The following is a 21,981-nucleotide window of genomic DNA, read 5'->3' as shown; positions in this document are numbered from 1 at the left end:
GGTCCTTACAGGGCTTCGTTGACGGGTATGGACATTGATGATTTGGGCAGGAAGTCGGCAGCCTGCAACAGGCCCACCTGATGGCCGCCGCCAAGAACGGCTGCGGTTGCGATTGACGAGAGCGGCGTGGTGTCCACGCCCAGCGCGTCGAGGAGCTTGACCGTGGCCGGCATCCTGGCGCGGTCGCCGCCGTCGGAAATCTTCACGGCAACGGCGGCACCGTCCGGCAGGCCCACCAGCTGCACGCCTTCGAAGCCGTCCTTGGCTACTGAGCCCGGGAGCAGGCGCATCAGCGCGGTGACGTCCCGGCCTTCCCCGGCCACCATGTCCGGGTGACCCTGCATGGCGAGCCCGACGGCGCCTTCCGCGCTTTGTGATGCCGGCCCGCCGTCGTTGTCCGCGGCAGCCTTGGCAATCACTCCGAACGCACGGGCCATGCCCTGTAGCGTGAGGGCAAACAGCGGGGTGCCGCAGCCGTCGGTGCTGACGGCGAGTGGTTCCTCGTCTGTCAGGTCCAGGACGGTCTTGGCAACCAACTGCTGCAGCGGGTGGGACGGGTCCAGGTAACCCTTGACCGGCCAGCCGTTGATTTTGCAGGTGGCAACCATCGCGGCATGCTTGCCCGAGCAGTTCTGGGTGAGCTGGGTGGAACGGCCCCCGTTGCGCAGCCACTCCTCCCGCTCACCCGCCCCGTAGGGGAGGTCCCTGCTGTTTTCGAAGTCACTAACGCTCAACCCGTACTGTTCCAGGATGCGCAGGGCTCCCTGGCGGTGCTTTGCGCCGCCCGAGTGGCTTGCCGCGGCCAGGGCGAGCAGATCAGCCGGCAGCTCGAGGCCCGCGCGCACCATGGCTACGGCCTGCAGCGGCTTGAGCGAGGACCTGGGATAAAACGGCGCCAGGGGAGCACCCGCGGCCGCCACTGTTGTGCCGTCAGCTTCAAGTGCGATAGCGGACCCGTAGTGGATGCTCTCCACCAGTCCGTCGCGGGTGGCAGTGACCAACGGCGTGTGCTGCGGGAGGGCGGCAGCGCTGAGGGCAGGTGAAAGTGCAGGGGAGAGCATGGATTCCTTGGCTGGTTGGCTGGGGCTAGCTGTTCAGGATGGATTCGAGGGCAACGCCGACGGCGTGCAGGTGGTGGGCCATGGCCGCGCGTGCTTCCTCGGCCGAGCCCGCCTCGATGGCGGCCAGGATGTCCTGGTGTTCGATGTCTGAGGCGTGCTGCCGGTCCGCCACCATGTTCAGGGTCTCGGACTGGTGGGCCAGGGCGCCACGGATGTCCGCCACCACGCTGGCGAATACCTTGTTGCCGCTGGCACGGGCGATGGCGGCATGGAAGCTCGAGTCCAGGGAAACCCAGGACTCGGGGTCGGTTTCGGTGGCCATGGCGGCGACGATGTGGCGGAGGGTTTCCAGCTCTTCGTCGCTGCGGCGTTCCGCTGCCAGTCCGGCTGCGGGTACTTCGATATGCGGGCGGGCTTCGGTGAGGTCCCGGGCTGAGTACTGGCCCAGCGTGAGATCGTTGGCCACTTTGTTGGCGACAACGAACGTTCCCTTGCCCGTTTTGGTGACGGTGAGGCCGAGGGCGGTGCAGGAGCGGAGCGCCTCCCGGATGACTGACCGGCTAACCCCGTACTGCTGGGAAAGCGTGGCCTCCGAGCTCAGTTTGCTGCCTACTGCCAGCCGTCCCGACTCGATGTCCTGCCGGATCGCATTGAACACCGCTTCGGCAGCACTAAGCCGGGCGAGCGGAAGGGCTGCAGGCTGTCCTGCTGTCCGGCTGTCTGACAGGTTCACGCCTTAAATATGGCAGGGGTCACAGCTGCTGTCAATGCGGGGCGTGTGGCGGCCTATCCTGTTGCGCGGCTGCAGCCCGCACCCACGCCCTCGGGAAGGCGGTTATTGCCCTGTTCCGGCACGTTCGTTCCGGTGACGTCCTATACAGGGAGAATGGGCCGCTATAAAGTTTGTGAAGCGCATTGATCGGAACGCTCGTACCGAAGGGAACGGTTATCAAAACCTCCTTCTCCAACAACCTTGCGGCGGAAGTCCGTGCACGGCGTGCCGCCCTCCGGCTGACGCAGCACGATCTCGCCCAGCTGGCCGGGGTGTCGGAGCGTTTCGTGCGGTTCGTCGAACAGGGGAAACCCAGCGTCCAGCTGGACTCACTTTTGGCGCTGCTTGGGACGCTTGGCCTGGAGCTGCAGTTGACTACACGGACACGTACTGCCGCCCTTCACGACAGGACGGCGGCAGCTGGCCAGCGGGAGCAGACATGAGGCACCGCATCGCCGACATCTACAAGGCAGGCGTCCTCGCCGCCCGCCTTGAACGGCACGACGGCGGTACCAGGTTCAGCTACCTGGCGGGCTACCTCAGCGCCGGTGGACCCGCCGTCGCCACTTCCCTGCCGCTCGCTGGCGAACCTGTGCTGTCCAGTGCGGGGGCCGCTCCGCCCTATTTCACCGGGCTGCTGCCCGAGGGCCGCCGCCTTAACGCCCTGCGTCGATCCATCAAAACCAGCGCGGACGACGACCTGTCCCTTCTGATCGCGGCCGGCGGCAACCCGGTGGGGGACGTCCAGATCGTCGGCCACGGTGAACCCTTGAACCCTGATGAGCACGCGGTCCGCCTGGATCCACGCAGGCCGGTCGATTTCGACCAGTTGCTCGGCGACCCTGACCTGATTGATCCGGTAGCCCTGGCCGGGGTGCAGGACAAGTTGTCCGCCGGAATGATTTCCGTGCCGGTGGCCACCACCGGGCGCCAGTTCATCCTGAAGCTCAACGCGCCGGAGTTCCCGCATGTGGTGGAGAACGAGTACGTTATGTTCCGCTACGCCGCCAAGCTTCGGATTCCGCTGAGCCGCGTCCAGCTGATCCGGGATGTTGCCGGCCGGCCGGGGCTGTTGGTGGAGCGTTTCGACCGCCTGCCGCTCCCGGAGGCAGGGCCCGATGCCGTGCGGCGCCTCGCCGTGGAGGACGGGGCGCAGGTGCTGAAGCTCTACCCGGCGGACAAGTACAACGTGGGGTACGGCCAGGTGTGCCATGCGCTCGCGGACTACTGCTCAGCACCGCTTCCCGCCCTTCGAAACCTGGCGATCCAGGCGGCCTACGCATGGCTGACAGGCAACGGAGATCTGCATGCCAAGAACGTTTCCATGGTCCAGCAACCCCACGGGGAGTGGGTCATCGCGCCGGTGTACGACATCCCCTCCACGGTGGTTTACGGTGACAAGACTCTGGCCTTGACCGTGGACGGGAAGAGGACCGGGATTTCGCGCCGCCACTTCCTGGGCTGGGCCAAGGAACTGGGACTCACCGACCGGGCGGCTGCCCAGGTTCTGGAGATTGCGCTGAAGGCGTCTGGCCCGCTGATCGTCGATCTGGAGGCCGGAACCGCGTTCCGTGCCTTGAAGGCGCCCGGCCGAAAGGGTAACGACGACGGCGGCTCACCGTTTCCCGAGATGGTCACCAGGGCCTGGGTCAAGGAGTTGAAGCACCGCCGGAGGTTGATGGAAGGCTAAGCCGGGCAGCGCATGCCGTCATGAACCCTCGTACCAGCGCAGTACGCGCAGAGCGCGAAGGGTGTTCCAGCGGCTTGGTTGTCCGTCGCCGTCCTCCAGCGGGAAGTGGACCTTGCCGGGGTGGGTGTTTTCCAGGAGCCACCTGCCGTCCGGTTGTTCCTTTGACCGCAGCACCTCCACCGCTTCTTCGAGGCGTTCATCGCGGGCGCCGCCGGCGGCACGGAAATAGTCCAGCCCGCGAAGGACGTCGTAGAACCAGCGGGTGGGGTAGGAGAACTGAAGCCAGTCCCGGCTAATGAGCTCCCCGCTGGACTCCCGCCTCAGCAGCCGGCGATCCAGGAGATACTCCTCGGCGCGGCGCCGGGCCTCCCGGGATTCGGCGTTGCCTCCCGTGCTCCGTTCGTGCTCGAGAAGTCCGTCCAGTACGCAGATAGTGGTGTGGAAGGAGGAGCGGGTGGAGCCTCTCTCCGCCTCACAGTTCCAGCCGCCGTCAGCCAGTTGTTCGCGGGTCAGCCGCTCCACCACTGCGTCCACGTTCTGCCCGAAGTACGCCCCGAGTGCCACGGTCATTCCGTTGATGCACGGTTCCACTTCGCCGTCGAAGAAGAGCTGGTTGCCTTCCTCCCAGCGGCAATTCGCGCGGACCAGCGCAATAGCTTGCCGGGTTTCCCGGCTGGAGGGGTTCAGGCCGAAGTCGCGCAGGAGCAGCAGACTGTAGGTGGTCGCCGTCCATGGCTGACCATCGGGGTCGTCGTCGTAGGCGGGCCAGTAGGTACCGCCCGCCCATTGCCCGTCCGTGCCCTGCAGGGCGAGGAGCCTGGCGCCCCATCCGTGGTTCGCTACCCGCTCCCGCTCGGCCTGAATTTCCTCAGGCGACGCGTCGGTGAGGTCGCGCAGGACCTGCCAGCGAATGGCGGGGTCGGAGTCGAGCAGCCAGTCGATCACGTCCACTGGGTCAGAGGTGCTGGATGCCTGCCCGCTGCATCGCGTCTTTGTAGATGTCTACGCTCTTGGCCAGAAGCTCTTCCTGCTTCGCCTCGGAGACAGCGAACGCCCGGCCGCCCAGGGCCGTAGCCTTGTAGATCTTGATGCCGCTGTTCTTGAGCGATGAATGGTAGGTCTTCTCGAACAGTGTGAGGAAAGTGGAAGCGTCAGTGCCGTGGGCAATGATGGCGGAAACGCGTGAGTTGATCTTCAGGAACTGGCGGAACGGGCGCAGGCCGTCGGTCTTTTCCTGCACACTCAGCGCCGACGGCATACCCGGATCGCGTACCCACGGATAGGCGTTCCACGGCATCACGTAGCGGGGTTCGAGCTCAGCCAGTTCGTAGATCTGGGTGGCCCGGCGGGCCGCTTCGTCGTCGTTGTAGTGCGAGACGAAGCCGGATTCGGTGCCCTTTCCAGGGCTGACCTGCAGGCTGACGATCCGGCATTCATCCTCGTCGTGCACCGGGTCGATGTAGGGGACGGTGGAACCCGGCTTCTTTTCCATCAGTTCGTCGCAAAGCTGGGTTACCTTCGCGATGTTCGGTTCCTGTAGCAGGGCTTTCTTTTCGTCCCAATCAATCGTCACGATTTCTCCCTCAGCAGCAAGGCGTCCAGAATCAGGCGTCTTAGGCCACTCTACGCTTCCGCGCATGGAGGAGGGCAGGGGAAATTGAGGCGCACCACGCCGTTACGCCGCCGCTCCTACTCTGTGGGCACTTTTGAGGGCCTTGGTGCGGAGCAGTAATTGACGTCGACGGCGGGACCGCCGCTTCCCAGCCACAGTCAAGGCTGTGCCGGGCAGGGGCGGGGCACTGGACCGGTAGGTGTGCCCGGTTGGAGTTTGGAGTTCGACTGAGTGTCGGGGTCCCGGTACGGGTTTTGCTGTCCAGCCTGGTGCTTCTTTGGTGTGGTTGCAGGCTTCGCAGAGGCCTTGTCCGTTTCGGCTGGTGGTGGGGCCGTCTTTGTGCCAGGGGGTGATGTGGTCGTGGTGGCGGATGGGCGCATCGCAGTAGGGTGTGCGGCAGGTGTCGTCCCTGATTTGAATGAACCGGCGGAGTCCAGGTGGGAAGAGCCGTGCCGTGGAGTCCATCGCGACCAGTTCCCCATCGGTCGGGGCGGTGTAGAGCCTGCGGAGCCAGACCTTGAACTCGGCACTCTCCGGGGTTGCTGCTGAAGGCTCCGCGGCGCCCGTGTTCCCAGAACCCGTTGCTCCCGTGCCCGTTTTTTCAGCAACTGTTTCCCTGCCTACAGGCTCTGAGCCAAACGCTGCCATGACCGCTTTTCTGGCCCAGCTGCCGGGGACGATCCCGTAGCCGGTGAGTCTGGCTGGTTCACTGTCGCCTTGGAAGAGGGTGTGGTCGGTCATCACCAGCTGGATCTCGACGCCGTTGATCCCGCCCGGGGTGCCGGTGAGGCGTTCGATGAGGGCGTCGGCCATGATCGCGCCCTTGGGACGTTSATCGCCGGAAGACTTMAGGGCGTCGGCGTGGCGGGTGAGGGCTGCATAGGCGGCGACGCCCTGCGCGACCGGAACCAGCGCGGTCAGGTAGGCCATGGTGTCGGGCGCAGGGCGCAGGCTGACGGTGCGCTCGGAGACGGCATGGGACGCCCGCTTCGCGACAGACTGAGGGTCGCGCCGGTAYGCYGCGGCACGGACGGCGCCGGTGATGGCCCSGTCCCCGGCTCCGGTGAGGGTGCCGGTGTCGGCGGCGAGCTCTTCGTCCACGGCGGCCCGGTCCTCGGCGGACAGGCACGCTGTTTCCTTCACGACCAGGGTGGCGCGCCACTCGTTCAGCTGCCCGGACTCAAGCGCTGCGAGGGTGTGGGGCATCTCGGTGACCAGGGCTTGCCCCAAGCCCAGCAGCCGGCCGCCACGGGATGGGGACTCGCGGCGGGCCAGGGCGACTTCCGCTCCCACCCCTGCACCGAGCTCATCAGCCGGGACACCCGCCGCGGCCTGTTCTTGTCTCCTCACGAGGCTGTAGGCCGCAGCAATCCGAGCCTGCTTAGCAGCGGCGGCCGCCTTCAGATCCTCCAATTCCCGCAGCTGGTCAATCATCCCCGGGGCATCAGGCGCGGGACGGATGGCCGCCACGGTACGCACGGCATCAGCAACCCGGGGACCAGGAAGACTTCCCTTTGCCTGAGTCGCTTCCTGACCCCGGGTTCCCGACGACGCTGTTGCTTCCATGGACAAAGTCTTCCACCCGGGCCCGGCAAAAGCAGATGCCCGAGGAGCTATGTGGATAAAGGCGGAATTGTCCCGCTGGTGTGCGGCCCAGTAGAAGGCGTGCTGTTCAATATAGGGATGCAGTTCACCAGGAAGGGCCTGAAAGATGACGGCTTTGCGGGCTTCAGGTCATTTCAGGACCTCGACGTTATGCGGGTCCCGCAAGGTACGGGCCTCTTCGCCGTTATCGCACCGGAAGGGTTCCAGCCGGAATTCCTGAAGAAAAGCACCGCCGGCGTGTTCAAAAAGAAGGACCCCTCACTGCCGGAACCCGCGCTCGCAGCCGAATGGGTGGATGCCGCCGCGGTGCTCTACCTGGGGAAAGCCGGTCCGGGCAGCAAAGGCAACCGCGGACTCCGGCGGCAGATCCAGGAGTTCCTGGACTTCGGGCAGGGCAAGCCGCCAGGGCAGTGGGACGGCCGCCTAATCTGGCAACTCAAGGACGCCGGGCAGTTGCTGCTCGCCTGGAAGGAACTGCCCGCCGAAGGCTTGAACAAGGCCGAAGCCGAATACCACACGGCCTTCATTGAGGACTACGGGCACTTGCCGTTCGCGAACCTGGTGCGGGCACGGGTCAAAGGCTAGGCAAGACTGCCATCAGACTCCGGTCCAGGCGGGATCATGCCCCGCGAAGGCGTTCCATCTCGCGCCGGTCTTTCTTGGTGGGCCGGCCCGCGCCACGGTCACGCTGCGGCAGGCCCAGCGCCGGGGCAACCGGCCGCGGCGGGGTGTGGTCGGTAAAGCAGTGGGATGCGGCCTCAGCGCCTACGCGCTTGTTGATCAGCCGGCGCACTTCGAGGATCCGTTCGTAACCGGACATCCGGACCGTCACGGTGTCGCCGTTGACCAGTGTTGCCGAAGCCTTTGCCGGGCTGCCGTTCAGCCGCACATGGCCGGCGCGGCATGCGGCCGTAGCCGCAGAGCGGGTCTTGTAGGCCCGGATGGCCCACAGCCACGCATCGATGCGGACGCTGGCGGGGGAGGAAGGAAGACTGGTCATGGCTGGCACCGAGTATAGCCCCGGCGCCCCGGCCCAGGAGACAGCTGTCCCGACCGGGGAACCAGGCCTCCCCCCCTTGCCTATATAGCGGCCGCTACTCAACCCTTACGCTGACGCGTTGCACCACGTTGTTGCCCAGTCCCTGGTAGTTCCAGTTCTGCTCCAGGGGCTGGCTGGCACCGCTGGCATCCGTGGCACGGCAGGCGAGCACATGCTCCCCCGGGTCGGCTACCCACGGGAGCGTCCACTTGCGCCACGCGAATCCTCCCGCGGGTTCTTCCAGGTGCGCCGGCAGCCATTTGTCATCGATGCCCACTTCCACAGCAGTCACCGCCGCCTGCCCGGACCAGGCGCGGCCTTGCAGCATCACGGGTCCCCGGGGCAGCACCCGCTTGCGGGTAAAGAATTCCGGGATGCCCGGCGGCACCATCAGCGAACGCACCCTGATCCGCGAAACAGGCGTCCCGGCGTCGTCCGCTGAATCCTGGTAGCGGTATGCGACCTGCTGCTGGTAGCCCGCGAAGGGGGCAGTGACTACCTCGATGGATTCCACCCACTTCACGCTGGCCATGCCATACCAGCCGGGGACCACAAGCCGCAGGGGATAACCGTGCTGGGGCGGCAGTTCGTTGCCGTTCATTTTGTAGGCGAGTACGACGTCGGCGCGCAGCGCTTCCCGGATCGGCAGGCTCCGCGCGTAGTGGTGGGGGACGCCGCCCTGGATCCCGGCATCCGCGCCGGTGAAGACCACTTCCACGGCGTTCTGCAGTACCCCCGCCTTGCCGAGGAGGTACGCGAGGGGAACGCCGGTCCAGTGTGCGGTGCCCACTCCTTCAAGGACCCAGGGCTGGCTCATTGGCCGGGGGGAAAGGAGCGACCGGCCGTTGCCCGCGCACTCCAGCGTGACGGGAACGGTGATGGCGGGATCCTTCCGCAGGGCCGCCATGCTCAGCTCCAGCGCCCGCTCCACCGCGCCGCTGATCCGGAGGTGCCAGGCGGCAGGATCGATGTCGGGGATGTCGAAGTGCGTGAGGATGTAGTGGAGTCCCGGCGGAGTGACGTCACGGCGGAGGGCCTCCAGCGGCATGGAGTGGTTTCGGGCGCCCAGCTGAAGTTCCTCCGGAGTGAGCGGGCCGGTAGTGGGCCCGGCCGGCGCCGCGGCCGGTGCGCCGGAACCCTCAGCTGGAGGCGTGGACTGCAGGTTGTCGTGGATCTGCTTCATGGCGCTGCGATTCTGCTCGGCGGGGATTGTGCAGGGCTGGATGATGCCTTGCCACAGGTTTACGCCCGCCCCGCCGGCACGTCAACGGCTTCCACTGGCAGCGCGTCAACGGCCCGCCCCGGCAGTGTGGACAGCTACAGCTGCGGACGGGTCAGGAACTCCGCCAGGCTGAGGGGATCCTGGCCGGTCAGCCCGTGCACATCAGAAGACAGCCCCGCCAACTCGCCGGCCGCGATAGCCGTGTAGGTGCTCACCCACGCATCCAGTTGCCATTGCGGTGCGCCGTAGGATGCTCGCGATGAGTAGGCCTCCTCCACTGTTTCCGGATGGTAGCCCACGGTCCGGCCCGTTCCTGCCGTCAGCACCTCGGCAGCCCGCGACAGGGAGAGCTCCTCCGGGCCGGTCAGGTTATAGGTATTGCCCTTATGGATGGCAGGGTCGCGCAGCACGGCAAGGGCACACCGGGCAATGTCCTCGCGTGCCACCCCGGAAAACGTGCCCTCGCCGGCGGGTCCGCGAATGACGCCGTCCTCACCGGTCATCAGAGGGAGGAAGTCGAGGTAGAGGTTGTTCCGCAGGAAGGTGAACTCCATTCCGGAAGCCTTGATGTGTTCTTCCGTGGCGTAGTGGTCGCGGGCCAGGGTGAAGGTCGAGTCCGGTGCGCAGCGGTAGATGGAGGTGTACACCACGTGCTCCACCCCGGCGCCGGCAGCAGCATCAATGAACGTGAAATGTTCGTCCAACCGGTCCTCGGCCTCCGCGGCGGACACCATAAACAGCACCTTGGCGCCGTCAAGGGCCTGGCGTGCTGCTTCTGAGTCTGAATACGTGCACACCACCGCCGCGGCGTTCTCCAGCTCGGGCGCACGTGCGGCGTCCCGCACCAGCAGGCGCTGGGCGGAACCAGCCGCGGCGAGCTGCCGCGCCACCATTCCGCCCAGGCCGCCGGTGGAGCCGGTGACAGCGAGGTCCGGCAGTTCCGGAGTGGATTCCACCGGCTAGTGTTCCCGCTTGGAGGGGGACTTGGTCTGCGCGGGATCACGTTCGGCAAGGGAGCCGATGGCGTCGTCGATCTTCTTCAGGACGTCCGGTTCCAGCCTTACCCCTGCCGCCTCCACGCTGTCCGCGATCTGCTCCGGCCGGGACGCACCAATGATGGCCGAAGCGACGTTCGGGTTCTGCAGCACCCAGGCGACGGCAAGCTGCGGCATGGAGAGTCCGGCTTCCTCCGCGATGGGCTTGAGCTCCTGGACCCCGGCCAGGACGTCGTCGCGCATCCAACGTTCGATCATCTTGGCACCGCCCTTCTGGTCCGTGGCCCGGCTGCCGTCAGGGGCGGGCTGGCCGGGCAGGTACTTTCCGCTGAGGACGCCCTGGGCCATGGGGGACCAGACGATCTGGGACACGCCCAACTCCTCGGACGCCGGCACAACCTCGGCCTCGATGACGCGCCACAGCATGGAATACTGCGGCTGGTTGGAGATGAGCTGGAAACCGAGCTCCTTAGAAAGGGCGTGGCCTTCGCGGAGCTGCTCCGCCGTCCACTCACTGACGCCGATGTAGAGCGCCTTGCCTTGCCGGACGATGTCCGCGAACGCCTGCATGGTCTCCTCCAGCGGCGTTTCAAAGTCGTAGCGGTGCGCCTGGTAGAGGTCCACATAGTCCGTCTGCAGCCTGCGCAGCGAGCCGTTGATGGATTCCATGATGTGCTTGCGGGACAGGCCCAGATCGTTCTTGCCCTTGGGCCCGGTGGCGCCAAAGACCTTCGTGAAGATTTCCAGGGACTCGCGGCGCTCGCCCTTCAGGGCTTCGCCGAGGACGGTTTCCGCAGCCGTGTTGGCGTAGACATCCGCCGTGTCAAAGGTGCTGATGCCTGCATCGAGGGCTGCCCGCACACACTGGGAAGCGACGTCGTTCTCCACCTGGGAGCCGTGCGTGAGCCAGTTGCCGAAGGTGATTTCCGAGACTTTGAAGCCACTGTTTCCGAGGTATCTGAATTCCATGGGTTTCACGCTAACCCAGATGGTTGCTCAGGGTAAGGGCTGTCTGCCCTTATGTGGGTTACCCGTGGACGCCTGGCGGTCGACGCCGGTTCCCTTAGCGGTTGAATTTTTCGAAGAGGCGCCTTTGACTGCCTGCGCCGGTCCGGACAATGACACCAGGGACCCCGTGTCCAACGGCGACAGCGGCCGCGGAGCCTGCGTTTTCTTGAACGACCGCGGCATCCGGCCCGGGCCGTGGGTGTCCAGGGCAGACTCCACGAGCGGAGCCACCTCCACCACCTTGTCGGCAGGCACCCGGGGATCGGGCAGGTCCCGAACAGACAGCTTGATTTCCGGTGCGGCCGCCCGAGCCCGCGCCATTGCCCTGGCATCCGCCTCAGCAACAGCGGAGGCCCAGTCCTCCGCGAGGACGGGAGGTTCGCGGCGCGCGGCCGTCAGCGCGGGGTGACGTACGACGGCGGTGCGCAGCGCCGAACGCACGTGTGCCGGCTTCAGCGCGGAGCGCCATTCCCGGCGCTGGCGCTTGGCTTTCGGGGCTTTGGCGGCGGGCACGCTCCCACCGGCGGGACCCGCAGCGGAAACTGAAGCGCCGCCGTCGGGCTCTGCCCTGAAAGGGCCATCAAGGCGGCCCAGCGGGACGCTTTCATTGCGGGACCGCCTGCCGAACAAGGCCATCAGTGTGACCGCTGCAAGCCGGCCGATCCCCGCCAGCACCAGCGTGATGACCCCCAGCAGGAAGAGGACCAGGAACATCAGGAAAGCCATTCCCACAGTCCCCAAAAAGGTCAGGTTGAGGATGAGCGTATCCGGATTTTCCACGTCATCTCTCCTCTCTGCCGGCCGTGAAGCCAGCACCTGCGCCCCTCCGCCAGCAACAGCTCCTTCTCCACCATACGGATTTTTGCCTGGCCATGCCGACGCGCGGAGCGGTGCGTCCCGGGTTGTTTCAAAGCTGTTATGCCCACTGGCAGGCTGCTGGGGCGCCTATAGTCGGACGGGAACCACGGCATGCACTGCGCGGCCGGAAGCAGGAAACAGGAGCACCATGGCGGAGGACACACGAAACACGAACTGCATGTGCCTGTCCGGCGAGCCGTACGCGATGTGCTGCGGACGGTTCCACTCCGGCACCGCAGAAGCGGCAACGGCAGAACAGCTCATGCGCTCCCGTTACAGTGCGTTTGTACTCCTGGACGGGCCCTACCTGCTGCGCACCTGGCACCCGGACCAGGCCCCGGCCAACCTGGACCTTGATCCGGACCTGCAGTGGCGGCGCCTGGACATTGTCTCCAGCAACCGCGGGGGCCCGCTGGACGTGCAGGGGACGGTGGAGTTCAAAGCCTGGTTCCGGCACGGCAACGAGCGCGGCACACATCACGAGGTCAGCAGGTTCGTGCGGGAAAACGGCCGCTGGTTTTACCTGGACGGGGAAGTTCTGGCCTGACTACCCGTTGTCGTAGTCCTCGTCCGGAGTGAAGCCGGCCCGGTCCACCTTGCGGTGGAACCGCATGCCTGCCAGCCCGCCCAACACGGCGCCTGCCAGTGCCACCAGGGCCACCACAACGGCCGCGATGATGCTGGTGGTAGTGAGCTGCCCTTCATTAATGGGAATGCGCGGGAAGCTGTTGAGGTTGGCCAGCACGTTGAACTGCTGCCCGAACACAAGGCCCAGGATGGATACGAGGACGGCCGCGATCAATGCCCAGATCCACACCATGAGGCCTTGCTTGGCACCGTTGAAGCGTGCCATGCGTCCGGCGACGTAACCGCCGCAGTAATAGGAGAGGAGCAGGATGACCAGCAGCACAATGATGCCCACCAGGCCAACGGTGCCCTGGTTCTGGGCCGCCTGGTTCACTGCCTCGTTGACGTCGGTGTTGGTTGCAAGGCCCACGGCCGTCCCGGCTGCTGCCACGAGGGCGGTCAGCAGCACGGCCATGCCGGTGGCGGTCAGCCAGCCGAAGAACGCAGAGCCCACCTTGATGCCGCCGAACCGTTCCTTCTCCCGGGCGACGGCGGTCTTCCGGTCCGTAAGGTTCGGATCAACAGCAGGTGCCGAGGCCGCGGGAACATAGTCGCGCTCCGCGGAGGCGCCGGCTGAGCCGGTGTGGCCAGCCGGTACCCGGTCGTAGGTAGAGGTGGGCGTGGTATCCGCTGCCGGCTGCTGGTCGTAGCTGCGGGTGGCATCATCAGCCGCGGCGGCACGGTAGCTTCCGCTCCGGTCAGCGTCCTCCCGGGCGCGCCGTGGGGGCAGGTTCTCTGGGTCCGTTGAGCTGCTCATGGGTCAACTCAATCACCGGGCCGCGGAGATAGCAAGGATGCTTACTATTTTGTGACCGGTGGCGTCAGCGGTAGTTACGGTGCAGGTTTTCCCTTTGCGAGGCCCCGGGGGAGGCATCCGCGATCCACGGGCCGGTGCCTTCCGACTGGTCCAGTACGCCTGCCTCCAGCCACCTGTGGTCACCGGCGAGGACCCTTCGGGTCAGGCGGTGGTCGGCGTCATCAGTGTTCCGCCACAGCTGGTCGAAGTACTCGTCGACGCGCACGCGGGCCTGCTCGCAATACGCTTCCGCGAGCTCGTAGGCGCTCGCGGCCTTTTCCGGTGCAGTATGGAGCAGCATCTCCGCCCGTGAACAGCACGCCGTCATGGCGAACAGTTCCGCTCCGATGTCCACCACCCGGCCCAGGAATGCCTGCTTGCGTTCCAGCTTTGCCTGCCACCGGCCCATGCCATAGAACGTCTGCCGGGCAAGGCGCCGCGACGAACGCTCCACGAACCGCAGGTGCTTGGCCAAGCGGCCAAACTCGCCGTACGAGCGCGGGTCCATGCCCGCCCCCGCCACCAGCTTGGGCAGCCAGCGGGCGTAGAAGCCGGAAGCGCCGACGGCGGCCTTGGCCTTGTCGGACAGGCTCGCGTCCATGGAGGCAAGGTCGCCCGCGGCGGCAAGGTGCGCATCCACGGCTTCCCGGGCGATCAGCAGGCGCATAATCTCCGAGGAACCCTCAAAAATCCTGTTGATCCGCAGGTCCCTCAACTGCTGCTCGGCCGGTACCGCACGTTCACCGCGCGCCGCCAGCGATTCCGCCGTCTCAAACCCGCGGCCGCCGCGGATCTGTACCAGTTCGTCGGCTATCCGGCAGCTGATCTCCGTCGACCAGAGCTTCGCAAGGGCGGCCTCGATCCGCACGTCCTTCTGGCCGGCGTCGGCAAGTTCGGCGGAGAGTTCGAAGACGGCGTCCAGGGCGAAGGCGGACGCGGCGATGAAAGCGATCTTCTTGCCCACGGCCTCGTGCTCGCCCACCGGCCTGCCCCATTGCGTCCGGGCGTTGGACCATTCCCGTGCAATCTTGAGGCTCCAGCGGCCTGAGCCGACGCAAAGACCCGGGATGGAAAGCCGGCCCGTGTTCAGTGTAGTAAGTGCAATTTTCAGGCCCTGGCCCTCTTTGCCCAGCCTGTTGGCCGCCGGGACGCGCACCTGGTGGAACCGGGTCACCCCGTTCTCGATGCCCCGCAGGCCCATAAACGAGTTCCGGTTTTCCACGGTGATGCCGGGAGAGTCCATCTCCACCACAAAGGCGCTGATGCCGCCCTTGTGCCTGGTGCCGTCCGCATCCGTGCGGCCCGGCACCACGGCCATCACCACCACCAGTTCGGCGATCACCCCGTTGGTGGTCCAGAGTTTGACGCCGTCCAGAAGGTAGGCCTCGCCGTCGTCCGTGGGCGTCGCCGTGCTGCCCATCCGGGCGGGATCGCTGCCCACGTCAGGTTCCGTCAGGAGGAACGCGGTCACGGCGCCGGCGGCGCAGCGCGGGAGGTATTTCCGCTTCTGCTCGGCAGTGCCAAAAACCTTCACGGGCTCGGGCACGCCGATGGACTGATGCGCCGAAAGCAGGGCGCCGAGGCTGGGGTGCACGCTGCCCAGCAGGGCCAATGCCCGGCCGTAGTACACCAGCGACAGGCCCAGGCCGCCGTATTCCTCCGGAATCTTCATCCCGAAGACGCCAAGGTCTGCCAGGCCCTGAAGGTATTCGTCAGGGATCTTCGCCTCGCGCTCGATGACCCGGCCGTCCATGGTCTGCGCGTATTCGGTGAGGCGGGCCATAAACGCCTCACCCCGTTCAACACCAACCGGGTCAGGGCTGGGCCAGGGATGGACAAGGCTAAGGTCGAAACTGCCCAGGTAGAGTCCCTTGGCGAAGCTCGGGCGGTCCCAGCCGGTTTCGCGGGCGGCCTCGGCGACGGCGCGGGCCTCGTCCGCGGTGACGCTCCCGCCGATCTTGCCCGCGGGAACAGGGGTCTCCTCCGCCGGGGCGTCTGTTGCTGCGCTGTTGGTGGTGGAGCTGGCAGGGGTGGTCTTCGAGGGGCTGTCAGTGGCGGAGCTCATGGGTTATCTCCTTGGCCGGATAGCTTTCGTAGCCAGGTCCGCCGGGTTGGAGAACCCTTCAGCTGTCTCTCAAGATTACCCGCGGGTAGGTTCCTGTGCTAGGGGAGGACTGCCCGGGAAAGTCTCCGGCGGCGTCGAATGCAGCTGCGTGGTGCACCAGCCGGTCCCAGCCCGCGTTGATGCCGTGGACCACGGCCAGGAGCGACTTCGAAACCACTGTCCACCCGAGCTTTCCAGTACCCAGCAGCACCAGCGCCACCAGCCCGGCCGTGAGGACGAAGGCGGCCAGGATAAAGGCGAACACCAATGTGCCCGCGAATACCAAGGTGGCGGTTTCCACTGCGCTTAGATCGAACTGCATGAGTCCCCCTGCTGAAACGTTGCTTTGGTCGAAATCAGTAGCATGAGCGTAGGGGTAGACGGCCTGCCCAGCCAGAGCCGCAGCAGGCTTAACGAGCTCTTGATATTGGATCGAGATACTACGGCGAAGTAGGTCACGGAGCGGTCGCGGCCGCCTGCGTTAACCTTGTTGTTGGCAGTTTTCCGTTTGGAGCCCCTGCCCTGCCCACCCAAACAGCCCAAGGAGAGTGTGTGCCCCGCTCCGCCAGGTCATCCGCTGACGCCATCAGCGCCCGGCTTCGGGACCTCGAACTCCTCACCAAAGGACCCGCCTGGGCCCTGACGCGCTCGGCGCCCTGGGTGATCGCGGTGCTGCAGGCTTCCTTTACCCGCACCCGGCCGCAACTGCCGCTCGAGGAGTTCCATGCCGACGTCGACTCCTTCCTTGAGGAGCTCCGCCGGCAGGAACCCGGCCTGGGCGGCGGCGCCAACGGGAAGGCCTTTGGTGACGAGTGGACGCGCCGGCAGTTCCTGACACGGCGGAACCAGTCAGGCCAGATCGTCTACGAAGTCACCGAACCGGCCGCGCGTGTGCTGGCGTTCCTCGACAGCCTCTCCAGCGAGCGGTCCACCCTGAATGGTTCACGCCTGGGCACGTTGCTGGGTGACGTCGAGAAGCTCGCGAACGAGACCAATCCGGACCAGAGTGCCCGCCTCGAGTCCCTGGAAGAGGAGATCGAAGAGCGCCAGCAGCTCATCCAGGACATCAGCTCCGGCGAGTTCGACGGCCTGCTGGATGACGACGAGGCAGTTGAAGCTGCCGGAAACATCCTGGACCTCGCCGCGAGCCTTCCCGCCGACTACAAAAAGATGCGTGACCGGATCGAGGAACTGGTGGGCGGCCTGCGCAACCAGATCATCGAGGAGTCGCTGACCAAGGGCGCCACGATGGCGCAGGTGCTGGAGGCCGACAAACGCCTCCGCCAAAGCCCGGAGGGCAGGACGTTCCGTTCCTTCACGGCGTTTTTGGAGGACCCGCAGCAGCAGCTCAGGTTCCGGTCCGCGATCGGCGAGGTCCTGAGCCGGCAGTTCGCGGACGACCTCTCACCCGAGGACCGGGAAACCTTGAAGAACCTGGTGGCCGAACTCCGCCAGCAGCACAGCCAGATCCAGCGGATTTACGGCAAGCTCAGTGAAAGCCTCAATACCTACGTCCAAAGCGATGACTTCCGCCAGTCCGTCCGGCTCCGGCAAGTGCTCCGCGAAGCTGAGCAGGCGATCCGTTCCCTTCCGTACGAACGGGAACGGCCGGGGCTGGTTCCCGGGCCCGTCCTCTTTAACGCGGGGTTCGAGTCGCTGTCAATGGTGAAGCTCTTCGACCCGGACGAGTTCGCCGCACCGCCGAAACTTGCCGACCCCATTGCCTTCAGCGACTTGGACCGCGTGCGTTCGCCGCGGACTGCCAAGGCCAAGCCGGAGGTTATCCGCTCTGCCATGGCCGGTGCTTCCACCCTTTCCGAGGCGTGGCAGCAGCTGCCGCCGGAAGAGCAGCACATCAACACCATCCGGGCGCTCCTCTCGCACGCACTGCACGCCGGGGCAGGCTTCGACCGGGACGCCGTGGATGCCCTGGACTTCGAACAGATTGACGGCACCAAGCGCAGGGCCTACCTGCCGCTGGTCACGCTCGCAAAGGATTCAGATGACTGAGGTTTCAAACGCTACGAGCCCAGCGCCCGATGCCGCCCAGGGAGTGGCATCGGGCCTGTCGGAGCCGCGCGCTGAGCTGATCGAAGATCAGCCGCGCGGCGAAGGGGCGGGGGCAGCATCGGGCACTGGGTACCCCGGACCGGTCTCCCCCCGCGACACTTTCGTCGACGGTGCCGCCCTCTTCCCCGGCGATACCGGCGTGCTGTCCATGAAGGTGCGGCAGGCGCTGGTGAAGCTCCTCAAGGGTCCCTACGTTGACGGCGGCCGGGACGAGAAGCTCTGGACGGTCCTGCTGGACAACCAGATAATCCTGCGGAGCCGCCTCTCCGAGTTGTTCCTCACGATGCAGCTGGACCATGACCGGAAGATCGCCGTCCTGCGCCCGGTCGACCCCGACGCCATCGGCGGCAGCACCCGCTCCAGCATCCTGCGGCAGCAGCGTGCGCTCAGTCGGGTTGAAACCATCGTCCTGCTGAGGATGCGCCTGCTGCTGGACCGGCACGTCACCGCGCAGACAGACCCAACGATTACCCGCGAGGAAATCGCCGACCTTATCACCCACTACCAGCCTGCAGGCCAGCAGGACGCGTTGCGTGACTCGGACGTGGTCACCAGGGCCATCACCAAGCTCTTGGCCCGCCAACTCCTCCTGCCCACGGGCCTTGACGACGTCTACACCATCTCCAACGCCTTGCCCCTGGCCCTCCCCTTCGAAAACATCGGCGACATCCCAGCCCACATAGAAGCCCTGGCAGCAGCCACCACAGACCCCACCGGCACCGAAGCGCTCATAGAGCTCGACCGGGACCCGGCGGTTGGGCCGGTTGAAACCGAGGACGCCACCGAAGCGGAGGATGCCGAGTGAGCATTGCAACCATGCTGCCTTTGGGCGAGCTGACGAACCCGGGGCAGATGCGCCTTGCCCTGGTGCAGGTGGTCAACTGGGGAACGTTCCACGGAGCCCACACGATGCACGTGGACCGGAACGGCACACTCCTGACCGGTAACTCGGGCGTGGGCAAGTCGACGCTGTTTGACGCCATGCTCCGGGTTTTCGATGCAAGGCCCAGGTCCAACGAGGCCGCTGCCCAGCGTTCAGGCGGCGCAGTGGAGGACAAACGGACCACGTTCACGTACATGCGGGGCAAAGTGGGCGACAAAGCTGTGGGGGAGGGGTCCGCGAGTGCCTTCCAGCGGCCGGGCGCCACGTGGTCCGCCGTCGCGCTGACGTTCGACAATGCGGCCGGCACCCGGGTGACAGTGTCAGCATTGTTCGACCTGCCGAAGAACGGCACGGAGTCGAGCGTCGGACGGTTCTACCTCGTTGACCACCAGCCGCTGGACCTGGAGGCGCTCGAGGGCATCGCGGACAAGCGCTTCACCAAAGCTGCCCTGGAAACGATTTTTCCGGACGCCCAGGTCTTCGATGTGCACAAGGCGTTCGCAGAGCGCTTCCGCCGGCTGCTGGGCATCAACTCGGACCAGGCCCTTCCGCTCCTGCGCGTTATCCAGGCGGGCAAGGGCCTGGGCGGCAGCGTCAACACCTTCTTCCGGGACCAGGTCCTGGATGCTCCGGCTACCCTCGCGGCGGCGGATGACGTCGTGGAGGAGTTCAGCAACCTGATGTCCATCCGGCAGCGGCTGGAGGACGTCCGGCAGCAGCGGGACCAGCTTGCCCCGGTGCCCGGACTGAACAGGGAGTACGCGCAGGCGCTGCTGGACGCGAACCGGTTGCGCGACCTCGCCGGGGAGGAGTTCGAGGCCTACAAGCAGCAGCTCGCCGTCACGGTCCACCAGAAGATGCTGGCCCGCTTCAAGGAGCTGGCCCAGGCGAAGGCCAAGGAGCTAGGCGCAGAGCGCGCAGTCCGGGACGGCCTGGCGAAGGAGCTGCGCCAGCTGGAGACGGAGTACAACAACCAGGGCGGCAACGCCATCTCCGCCATTGAGCAGTCACTGGAAAACGCCCGGGTGGGCCTGAAGCTTCGCCAGCAGGTGGAGGAAGCGGCACGCCAGGCGCTGGCCGACGCCGGCCTCCAGCTTGAGTGGACTGCCGGCGGCTGGGAGCAGGCGCACGAGCAGGCAGCGGCAAGGTCGGCCGAGCTCAAGGACGATTCCCAGGCCCTGCAGGACCTCCGTTTTGAAGCCTTCGACGCCCACGCAACGAAGAAGCGGGAGCTGGCCGCGGCTGAGCAGGAGCTCGTGTCGCTGAAGACACGCAAGTCGCTGCTGCCGCCGTCGAGCATTGAAAACCGGGCCGCGATCGCCGCCGCCACCGGCATCCCGGAGGACCGGATGCCCTTCGCCGGTGAATTGATGGACCTCGCCGAGGGGGAGGAGAAATGGCGCCCCGCCGCAGAGCGCGCGCTCCGCAACCTTGCCACCACGCTGCTCGTGCCGGGCGAGCACTTCGCCGCGGTGACGCGCTACCTCAACGACCACAACGTGCGCGGCGCGCTGCGGGCAGTGGACGTTTCCAAGCCGCTTTCCGGGGGCGCGCTGGCGTTGGAGGACGTGCGCGACGGCGACCTGCTTACCAAGCTGGACATCCTCACCACGGGCGTGGCGAGCGAAGCGGGGTCTTGGATCCGGGAGCGAATCGCGCTGGACTTCGCCTACCCGTGTGTGGAGGACCCGGACGAGCTGGCGGTGCTGGACCGGGGCCTCAGCCTGGGCGGCGTGGTGAAGCGCAACCGGCACACTGTGGAAAAGGACGACCGGTTTACCAGCCGGCAGGATTACGTCCTCGGGTTCGATAACGCCGCCAAGCTGGAGCTGGTTGCCGGCCAGGTGGAGGACCTCCGGCAGGAGGTTGCCAAGGCGGCAGAACTGGCGCAGACCCGCGAGGACTCGCACCAGGGGATGAGCCGGCAACTCGACGCCCTGCGCCGCATTGCTGAGGATCACCGTCCTTGGGAACAGGTGTCCGCGGCAGTTGCGGCCGACGAGCTTGCCAGGATCGAACAGCGGTTGAAGGATGCCCTGGCAGCGCAGGCAGATCTCGAGCCCCTCCGCGCCACCATCGAGGAGGCGCGGCAGAAGCACCAGTCCAGCACCGAGGCCGCCGCTGTCCTGCAGAGCGAGTACAAGGCATTGGACCGGCAACTGACGGCTGCCGATTCCCTGCTGGAAGCTGCGCGGGACCGCCTGGCCCAGGCGCCGCCGTCGGACGCCACCGTCACCGCGCTGGAACCGTACTTTGCCGGTTTCGGTGATGTGACGGAGATGCATGAGCTGGACAACCTCGCCAACCGGGTCCGGACCGCCCTGCTGGCTGAACTGCATGCAGCAGAGTCGCGCGGGCAAGCCACGGCCGAGCGTCTGACGAGGATTTTCGAGGGCTTCGTCCGCGAGTGGGGCAGCGCCATTTCGGCCGATCATGGCACCACCATCGGTGCTGCCGGCGAGTTTGAAACCCGCTACCACGCGATTGTCAGCGACGGGCTGCCCGCCCAGGAAGCGGAATTCCGGCAGTTCTTCAACCAGCGCACCCACGAGTCCTTCAGCACGCTGCTGCATCTGCTCGACGAGGAACGCCGCTCCATCACCAGCCGTATCCTCCCGCTGAACGGCATTCTTTCGCAGGTCAACTTCCACGAGGGCAGCTTCTTGGAGCTGGATATCAAGCAGACGCTCCCTCCCTCCGCCAAGCAGTTCAAGGACGCCATCCAGAACGCGCTCAAGGCCCGGCACACGCGGCCGGCGAAGCCCGAAAGCGGCAGGTCCGGCGACACCAGCGGGGAAAGGGACGACGACGCGGAACTCACCGCCCGCTACAAGTCCCTGGAAACCCTGGTGAAGCGACTGGGCTCGCAGGCGCCGGAGGACCGGCGGTGGCGGGCGGAGGTGCTGGACGTGCGCGGGCACCTGTTCATTCAGTGCAAGGAGCACCGGGAAGTCGCCGGGACGGGGCCGGGCAAAAAGGGCGGGGCAAAGAAGACCGAGGTCTTTATGCACGCGGACACGGGATCCATGTCCGGGGGCGAGCGTCAGCGCTTCACGGCCTTCATCATGGCCGCCGCACTGAGCTACCAGCTGGGCATCGCAGAGCAGGGCTTCACCACGTACGGCACCGTGATGATGGACGAGGCTTTTGTGCTGGCATCCGAGGAGTTCGCCGGCGCCGGTATCAAGGCGCTGCACGAATTCGGGTTCCAGCTGCTGCTGGCCGCCCCGGAAAACGTCATCGACCTGTCCCGGCACCTTGGCTCGGTCACCGAGATCCTCCGCGACAAGCGCACCAACCGTTCAGGCGTGCTGACGGCGCCCGTCATCCGGCCGCGGCCGGGCGAAGAAGGAGCCTGGCGCTCGGAAGCGAACCCGGTGGACATCGTTTTGCGCTAGGAACCTTTCCCAAGCCACGCGGGGTCGCTCCCTGCCTAATAAAGCCCAACATCGGGCCGACTATGACCCGCGTTGCTATATAACAAGTTGATGGATTTATTGCCCGGGAGCTGTTGAAAGGCGTTGTCCCGGTGCCATGCTGGTCGGCATCAAACACTTGCCGTCGTCCTCCCGCCGGGCAGTTGTGGAACGCTGGGTCCTGCATCTGACGCCTGACGGGTTGGCGGCCTTCCCTTGAAAG

At 66.1% G+C, this 21,981-nt stretch carries 20 protein-coding genes; 7 read left to right on the top strand and 13 right to left on the bottom strand.

From position 1 onward, the window contains the following. Positions 1–5: 5 nt before the first annotated feature. Entirely contained in the window at positions 6–1,061 is a 1,056-nt protein-coding gene (locus G6R19_RS15150; RefSeq protein WP_163166425.1) for an asparaginase, read from the bottom strand. 25 nt (positions 1,062–1,086) lie between these two features. After that, a complete protein-coding gene (locus tag G6R19_RS15145) occupies positions 1,087–1,794 on the bottom strand; it encodes a FadR/GntR family transcriptional regulator (protein ID WP_163166423.1) in 708 nt (235 codons plus the stop codon). Positions 1,795–1,976: 182 nt separating this feature from the next. Here G6R19_RS15145 and G6R19_RS15140 point away from each other — a divergent pair, with 182 nt between their 5' ends. Continuing rightward, positions 1,977–2,276: a type II toxin-antitoxin system Y4mF family antitoxin gene (locus tag G6R19_RS15140; protein WP_240341907.1), complete on the top strand. Its 300-nt coding sequence runs from the start codon at positions 1,977–1,979 to the stop codon at positions 2,274–2,276. Then, the gene (locus G6R19_RS15135; protein WP_163166421.1) at positions 2,273–3,523 is read left to right on the top strand and encodes a HipA domain-containing protein; all 1,251 of its coding nucleotides are present in this window, start codon (positions 2,273–2,275) and stop codon (positions 3,521–3,523) included. The genes G6R19_RS15140 and G6R19_RS15135 overlap by 4 nt, the downstream gene beginning before the upstream one ends. Before the next feature lie 18 nt (positions 3,524–3,541). Here the strand turns inward: G6R19_RS15135 and G6R19_RS15130 are convergent, their stop codons facing one another. The 3 genes from G6R19_RS15130 to G6R19_RS15120 form a co-directional block, all read right to left on the bottom strand. After that, complete coding sequence (locus G6R19_RS15130) at positions 3,542–4,474, bottom strand: hypothetical protein (protein ID WP_163166419.1); 933 nt, start codon at positions 4,472–4,474, stop codon at positions 3,542–3,544. 4 nt (positions 4,475–4,478) lie between these two features. After that, a complete protein-coding gene (locus G6R19_RS15125; RefSeq protein WP_163166417.1) occupies positions 4,479–5,096 on the bottom strand; it encodes a uracil-DNA glycosylase in 618 nt (205 codons plus the stop codon). Between the two features lie 102 nt (positions 5,097–5,198). Next, positions 5,199–6,569: a DUF222 domain-containing protein gene (locus G6R19_RS15120; RefSeq protein ID WP_240341910.1), complete on the bottom strand. Its 1,371-nt coding sequence runs from the start codon at positions 6,567–6,569 to the stop codon at positions 5,199–5,201. Positions 6,570–6,818: 249 nt separating this feature from the next. Here G6R19_RS15120 and G6R19_RS15115 point away from each other — a divergent pair, with 249 nt between their 5' ends. Beyond that, positions 6,819–7,325, top strand: coding sequence for a hypothetical protein (locus tag G6R19_RS15115; RefSeq protein ID WP_163166623.1), 507 nt, complete (start codon positions 6,819–6,821; stop codon positions 7,323–7,325). 34 nt (positions 7,326–7,359) lie between these two features. Here G6R19_RS15115 and G6R19_RS15110 read toward each other — a convergent pair whose 3' ends face one another. From G6R19_RS15110 to G6R19_RS15090, 5 genes are all read right to left on the bottom strand, one after another. Continuing rightward, positions 7,360–7,740: an RNA-binding S4 domain-containing protein gene (locus tag G6R19_RS15110; RefSeq protein ID WP_163166413.1), complete on the bottom strand. Its 381-nt coding sequence runs from the start codon at positions 7,738–7,740 to the stop codon at positions 7,360–7,362. Between the two features lie 94 nt (positions 7,741–7,834). Further along, complete coding sequence (locus G6R19_RS15105) at positions 7,835–8,962, bottom strand: sulfite oxidase (protein WP_163166411.1); 1,128 nt, start codon at positions 8,960–8,962, stop codon at positions 7,835–7,837. Positions 8,963–9,096: 134 nt separating this feature from the next. Further along, a complete protein-coding gene (locus G6R19_RS15100; RefSeq protein ID WP_163166409.1) occupies positions 9,097–9,957 on the bottom strand; it encodes an SDR family oxidoreductase in 861 nt (286 codons plus the stop codon). A 3-nt stretch (positions 9,958–9,960) separates the two neighbouring features. After that, complete coding sequence (locus G6R19_RS15095; protein ID WP_163166407.1) at positions 9,961–10,965, bottom strand: aldo/keto reductase family protein; 1,005 nt, start codon at positions 10,963–10,965, stop codon at positions 9,961–9,963. 27 nt (positions 10,966–10,992) lie between these two features. Next, positions 10,993–11,784 (bottom strand): hypothetical protein, encoded by a 792-nt coding sequence (locus G6R19_RS15090; protein ID WP_240341906.1) that lies wholly within the window; start codon positions 11,782–11,784, stop codon positions 10,993–10,995. Positions 11,785–12,010: 226 nt separating this feature from the next. Between G6R19_RS15090 and G6R19_RS15085 the strand changes: the two genes are divergently transcribed. Further along, positions 12,011–12,409: a YchJ family protein gene (locus G6R19_RS15085; RefSeq protein ID WP_240341905.1), complete on the top strand. Its 399-nt coding sequence runs from the start codon at positions 12,011–12,013 to the stop codon at positions 12,407–12,409. Here the strand turns inward: G6R19_RS15085 and G6R19_RS15080 are convergent, their stop codons facing one another. The 3 genes from G6R19_RS15080 to G6R19_RS15070 form a co-directional block, all read right to left on the bottom strand. Next, the gene (locus G6R19_RS15080) at positions 12,410–13,246 is read right to left on the bottom strand and encodes a hypothetical protein (RefSeq protein WP_163166405.1); all 837 of its coding nucleotides are present in this window, start codon (positions 13,244–13,246) and stop codon (positions 12,410–12,412) included. It abuts the gene before it with no gap. A gap of 64 nt (positions 13,247–13,310) precedes the next feature. Beyond that, the gene (locus tag G6R19_RS15075; RefSeq protein ID WP_163166403.1) at positions 13,311–15,350 is read right to left on the bottom strand and encodes an acyl-CoA dehydrogenase family protein; all 2,040 of its coding nucleotides are present in this window, start codon (positions 15,348–15,350) and stop codon (positions 13,311–13,313) included. Positions 15,351–15,408: 58 nt separating this feature from the next. After that, complete coding sequence (locus G6R19_RS15070) at positions 15,409–15,711, bottom strand: hypothetical protein (protein WP_163166401.1); 303 nt, start codon at positions 15,709–15,711, stop codon at positions 15,409–15,411. A 230-nt stretch (positions 15,712–15,941) separates the two neighbouring features. Between G6R19_RS15070 and G6R19_RS15065 the strand changes: the two genes are divergently transcribed. The 3 genes from G6R19_RS15065 to G6R19_RS15055 are packed head-to-tail and all read left to right on the top strand — an operon-like array spanning position 15,942 to position 21,740. Continuing rightward, the gene (locus G6R19_RS15065; protein WP_163166399.1) at positions 15,942–17,399 is read left to right on the top strand and encodes a DUF3375 family protein; all 1,458 of its coding nucleotides are present in this window, start codon (positions 15,942–15,944) and stop codon (positions 17,397–17,399) included. Continuing rightward, positions 17,392–18,264 (top strand): DUF4194 domain-containing protein, encoded by an 873-nt coding sequence (locus G6R19_RS15060; protein WP_240341904.1) that lies wholly within the window; start codon positions 17,392–17,394, stop codon positions 18,262–18,264. Before G6R19_RS15065 ends, G6R19_RS15060 begins: the two co-directional genes overlap by 8 nt. Continuing rightward, the gene (locus G6R19_RS15055; protein WP_163166383.1) at positions 18,261–21,740 is read left to right on the top strand and encodes an ATP-binding protein; all 3,480 of its coding nucleotides are present in this window, start codon (positions 18,261–18,263) and stop codon (positions 21,738–21,740) included. The genes G6R19_RS15060 and G6R19_RS15055 overlap by 4 nt, the downstream gene beginning before the upstream one ends. Positions 21,741–21,981: the final 241 nt, after the last annotated feature.

This window comes from Arthrobacter sp. Alg241-R88 (assembly GCF_900537115.1).
Taxonomy (GTDB): Bacteria; Actinomycetota; Actinomycetes; order Actinomycetales; family Micrococcaceae; genus Arthrobacter.
This window is presented reverse-complemented; position numbering and strand designations above follow the sequence as displayed.

Bases quoted from the DNA above. Each gene is read 5' to 3' on its own strand.
- G6R19_RS15095 (WP_163166407.1), bottom strand. From the start codon at position 10,965: ATGGAATTCAGATACCTCGGAAACAGTGGCTTCAAAGTCTCGGAAATC.
- G6R19_RS15110 (WP_163166413.1), bottom strand. From the start codon at position 7,740: ATGACCAGTCTTCCTTCCTCCCCCGCCAGCGTCCGCATCGATGCGTGG.
- G6R19_RS15070 (WP_163166401.1), bottom strand. From the start codon at position 15,711: ATGCAGTTCGATCTAAGCGCAGTGGAAACCGCCACCTTGGTATTCGCG.
- G6R19_RS15150 (WP_163166425.1), bottom strand. From the start codon at position 1,061: ATGCTCTCCCCTGCACTTTCACCTGCCCTCAGCGCTGCCGCCCTCCCG.
- G6R19_RS15115 (WP_163166623.1), top strand. From the start codon at position 6,819: ATGCAGTTCACCAGGAAGGGCCTGAAAGATGACGGCTTTGCGGGCTTC.
- G6R19_RS15085 (WP_240341905.1), top strand. From the start codon at position 12,011: ATGGCGGAGGACACACGAAACACGAACTGCATGTGCCTGTCCGGCGAG.
- G6R19_RS15060 (WP_240341904.1), top strand. From the start codon at position 17,392: ATGACTGAGGTTTCAAACGCTACGAGCCCAGCGCCCGATGCCGCCCAG.
- G6R19_RS15135 (WP_163166421.1), top strand. From the start codon at position 2,273: ATGAGGCACCGCATCGCCGACATCTACAAGGCAGGCGTCCTCGCCGCC.
- G6R19_RS15105 (WP_163166411.1), bottom strand. From the start codon at position 8,962: ATGAAGCAGATCCACGACAACCTGCAGTCCACGCCTCCAGCTGAGGGT.
- G6R19_RS15075 (WP_163166403.1), bottom strand. From the start codon at position 15,350: ATGAGCTCCGCCACTGACAGCCCCTCGAAGACCACCCCTGCCAGCTCC.
- G6R19_RS15080 (WP_163166405.1), bottom strand. From the start codon at position 13,246: ATGAGCAGCTCAACGGACCCAGAGAACCTGCCCCCACGGCGCGCCCGG.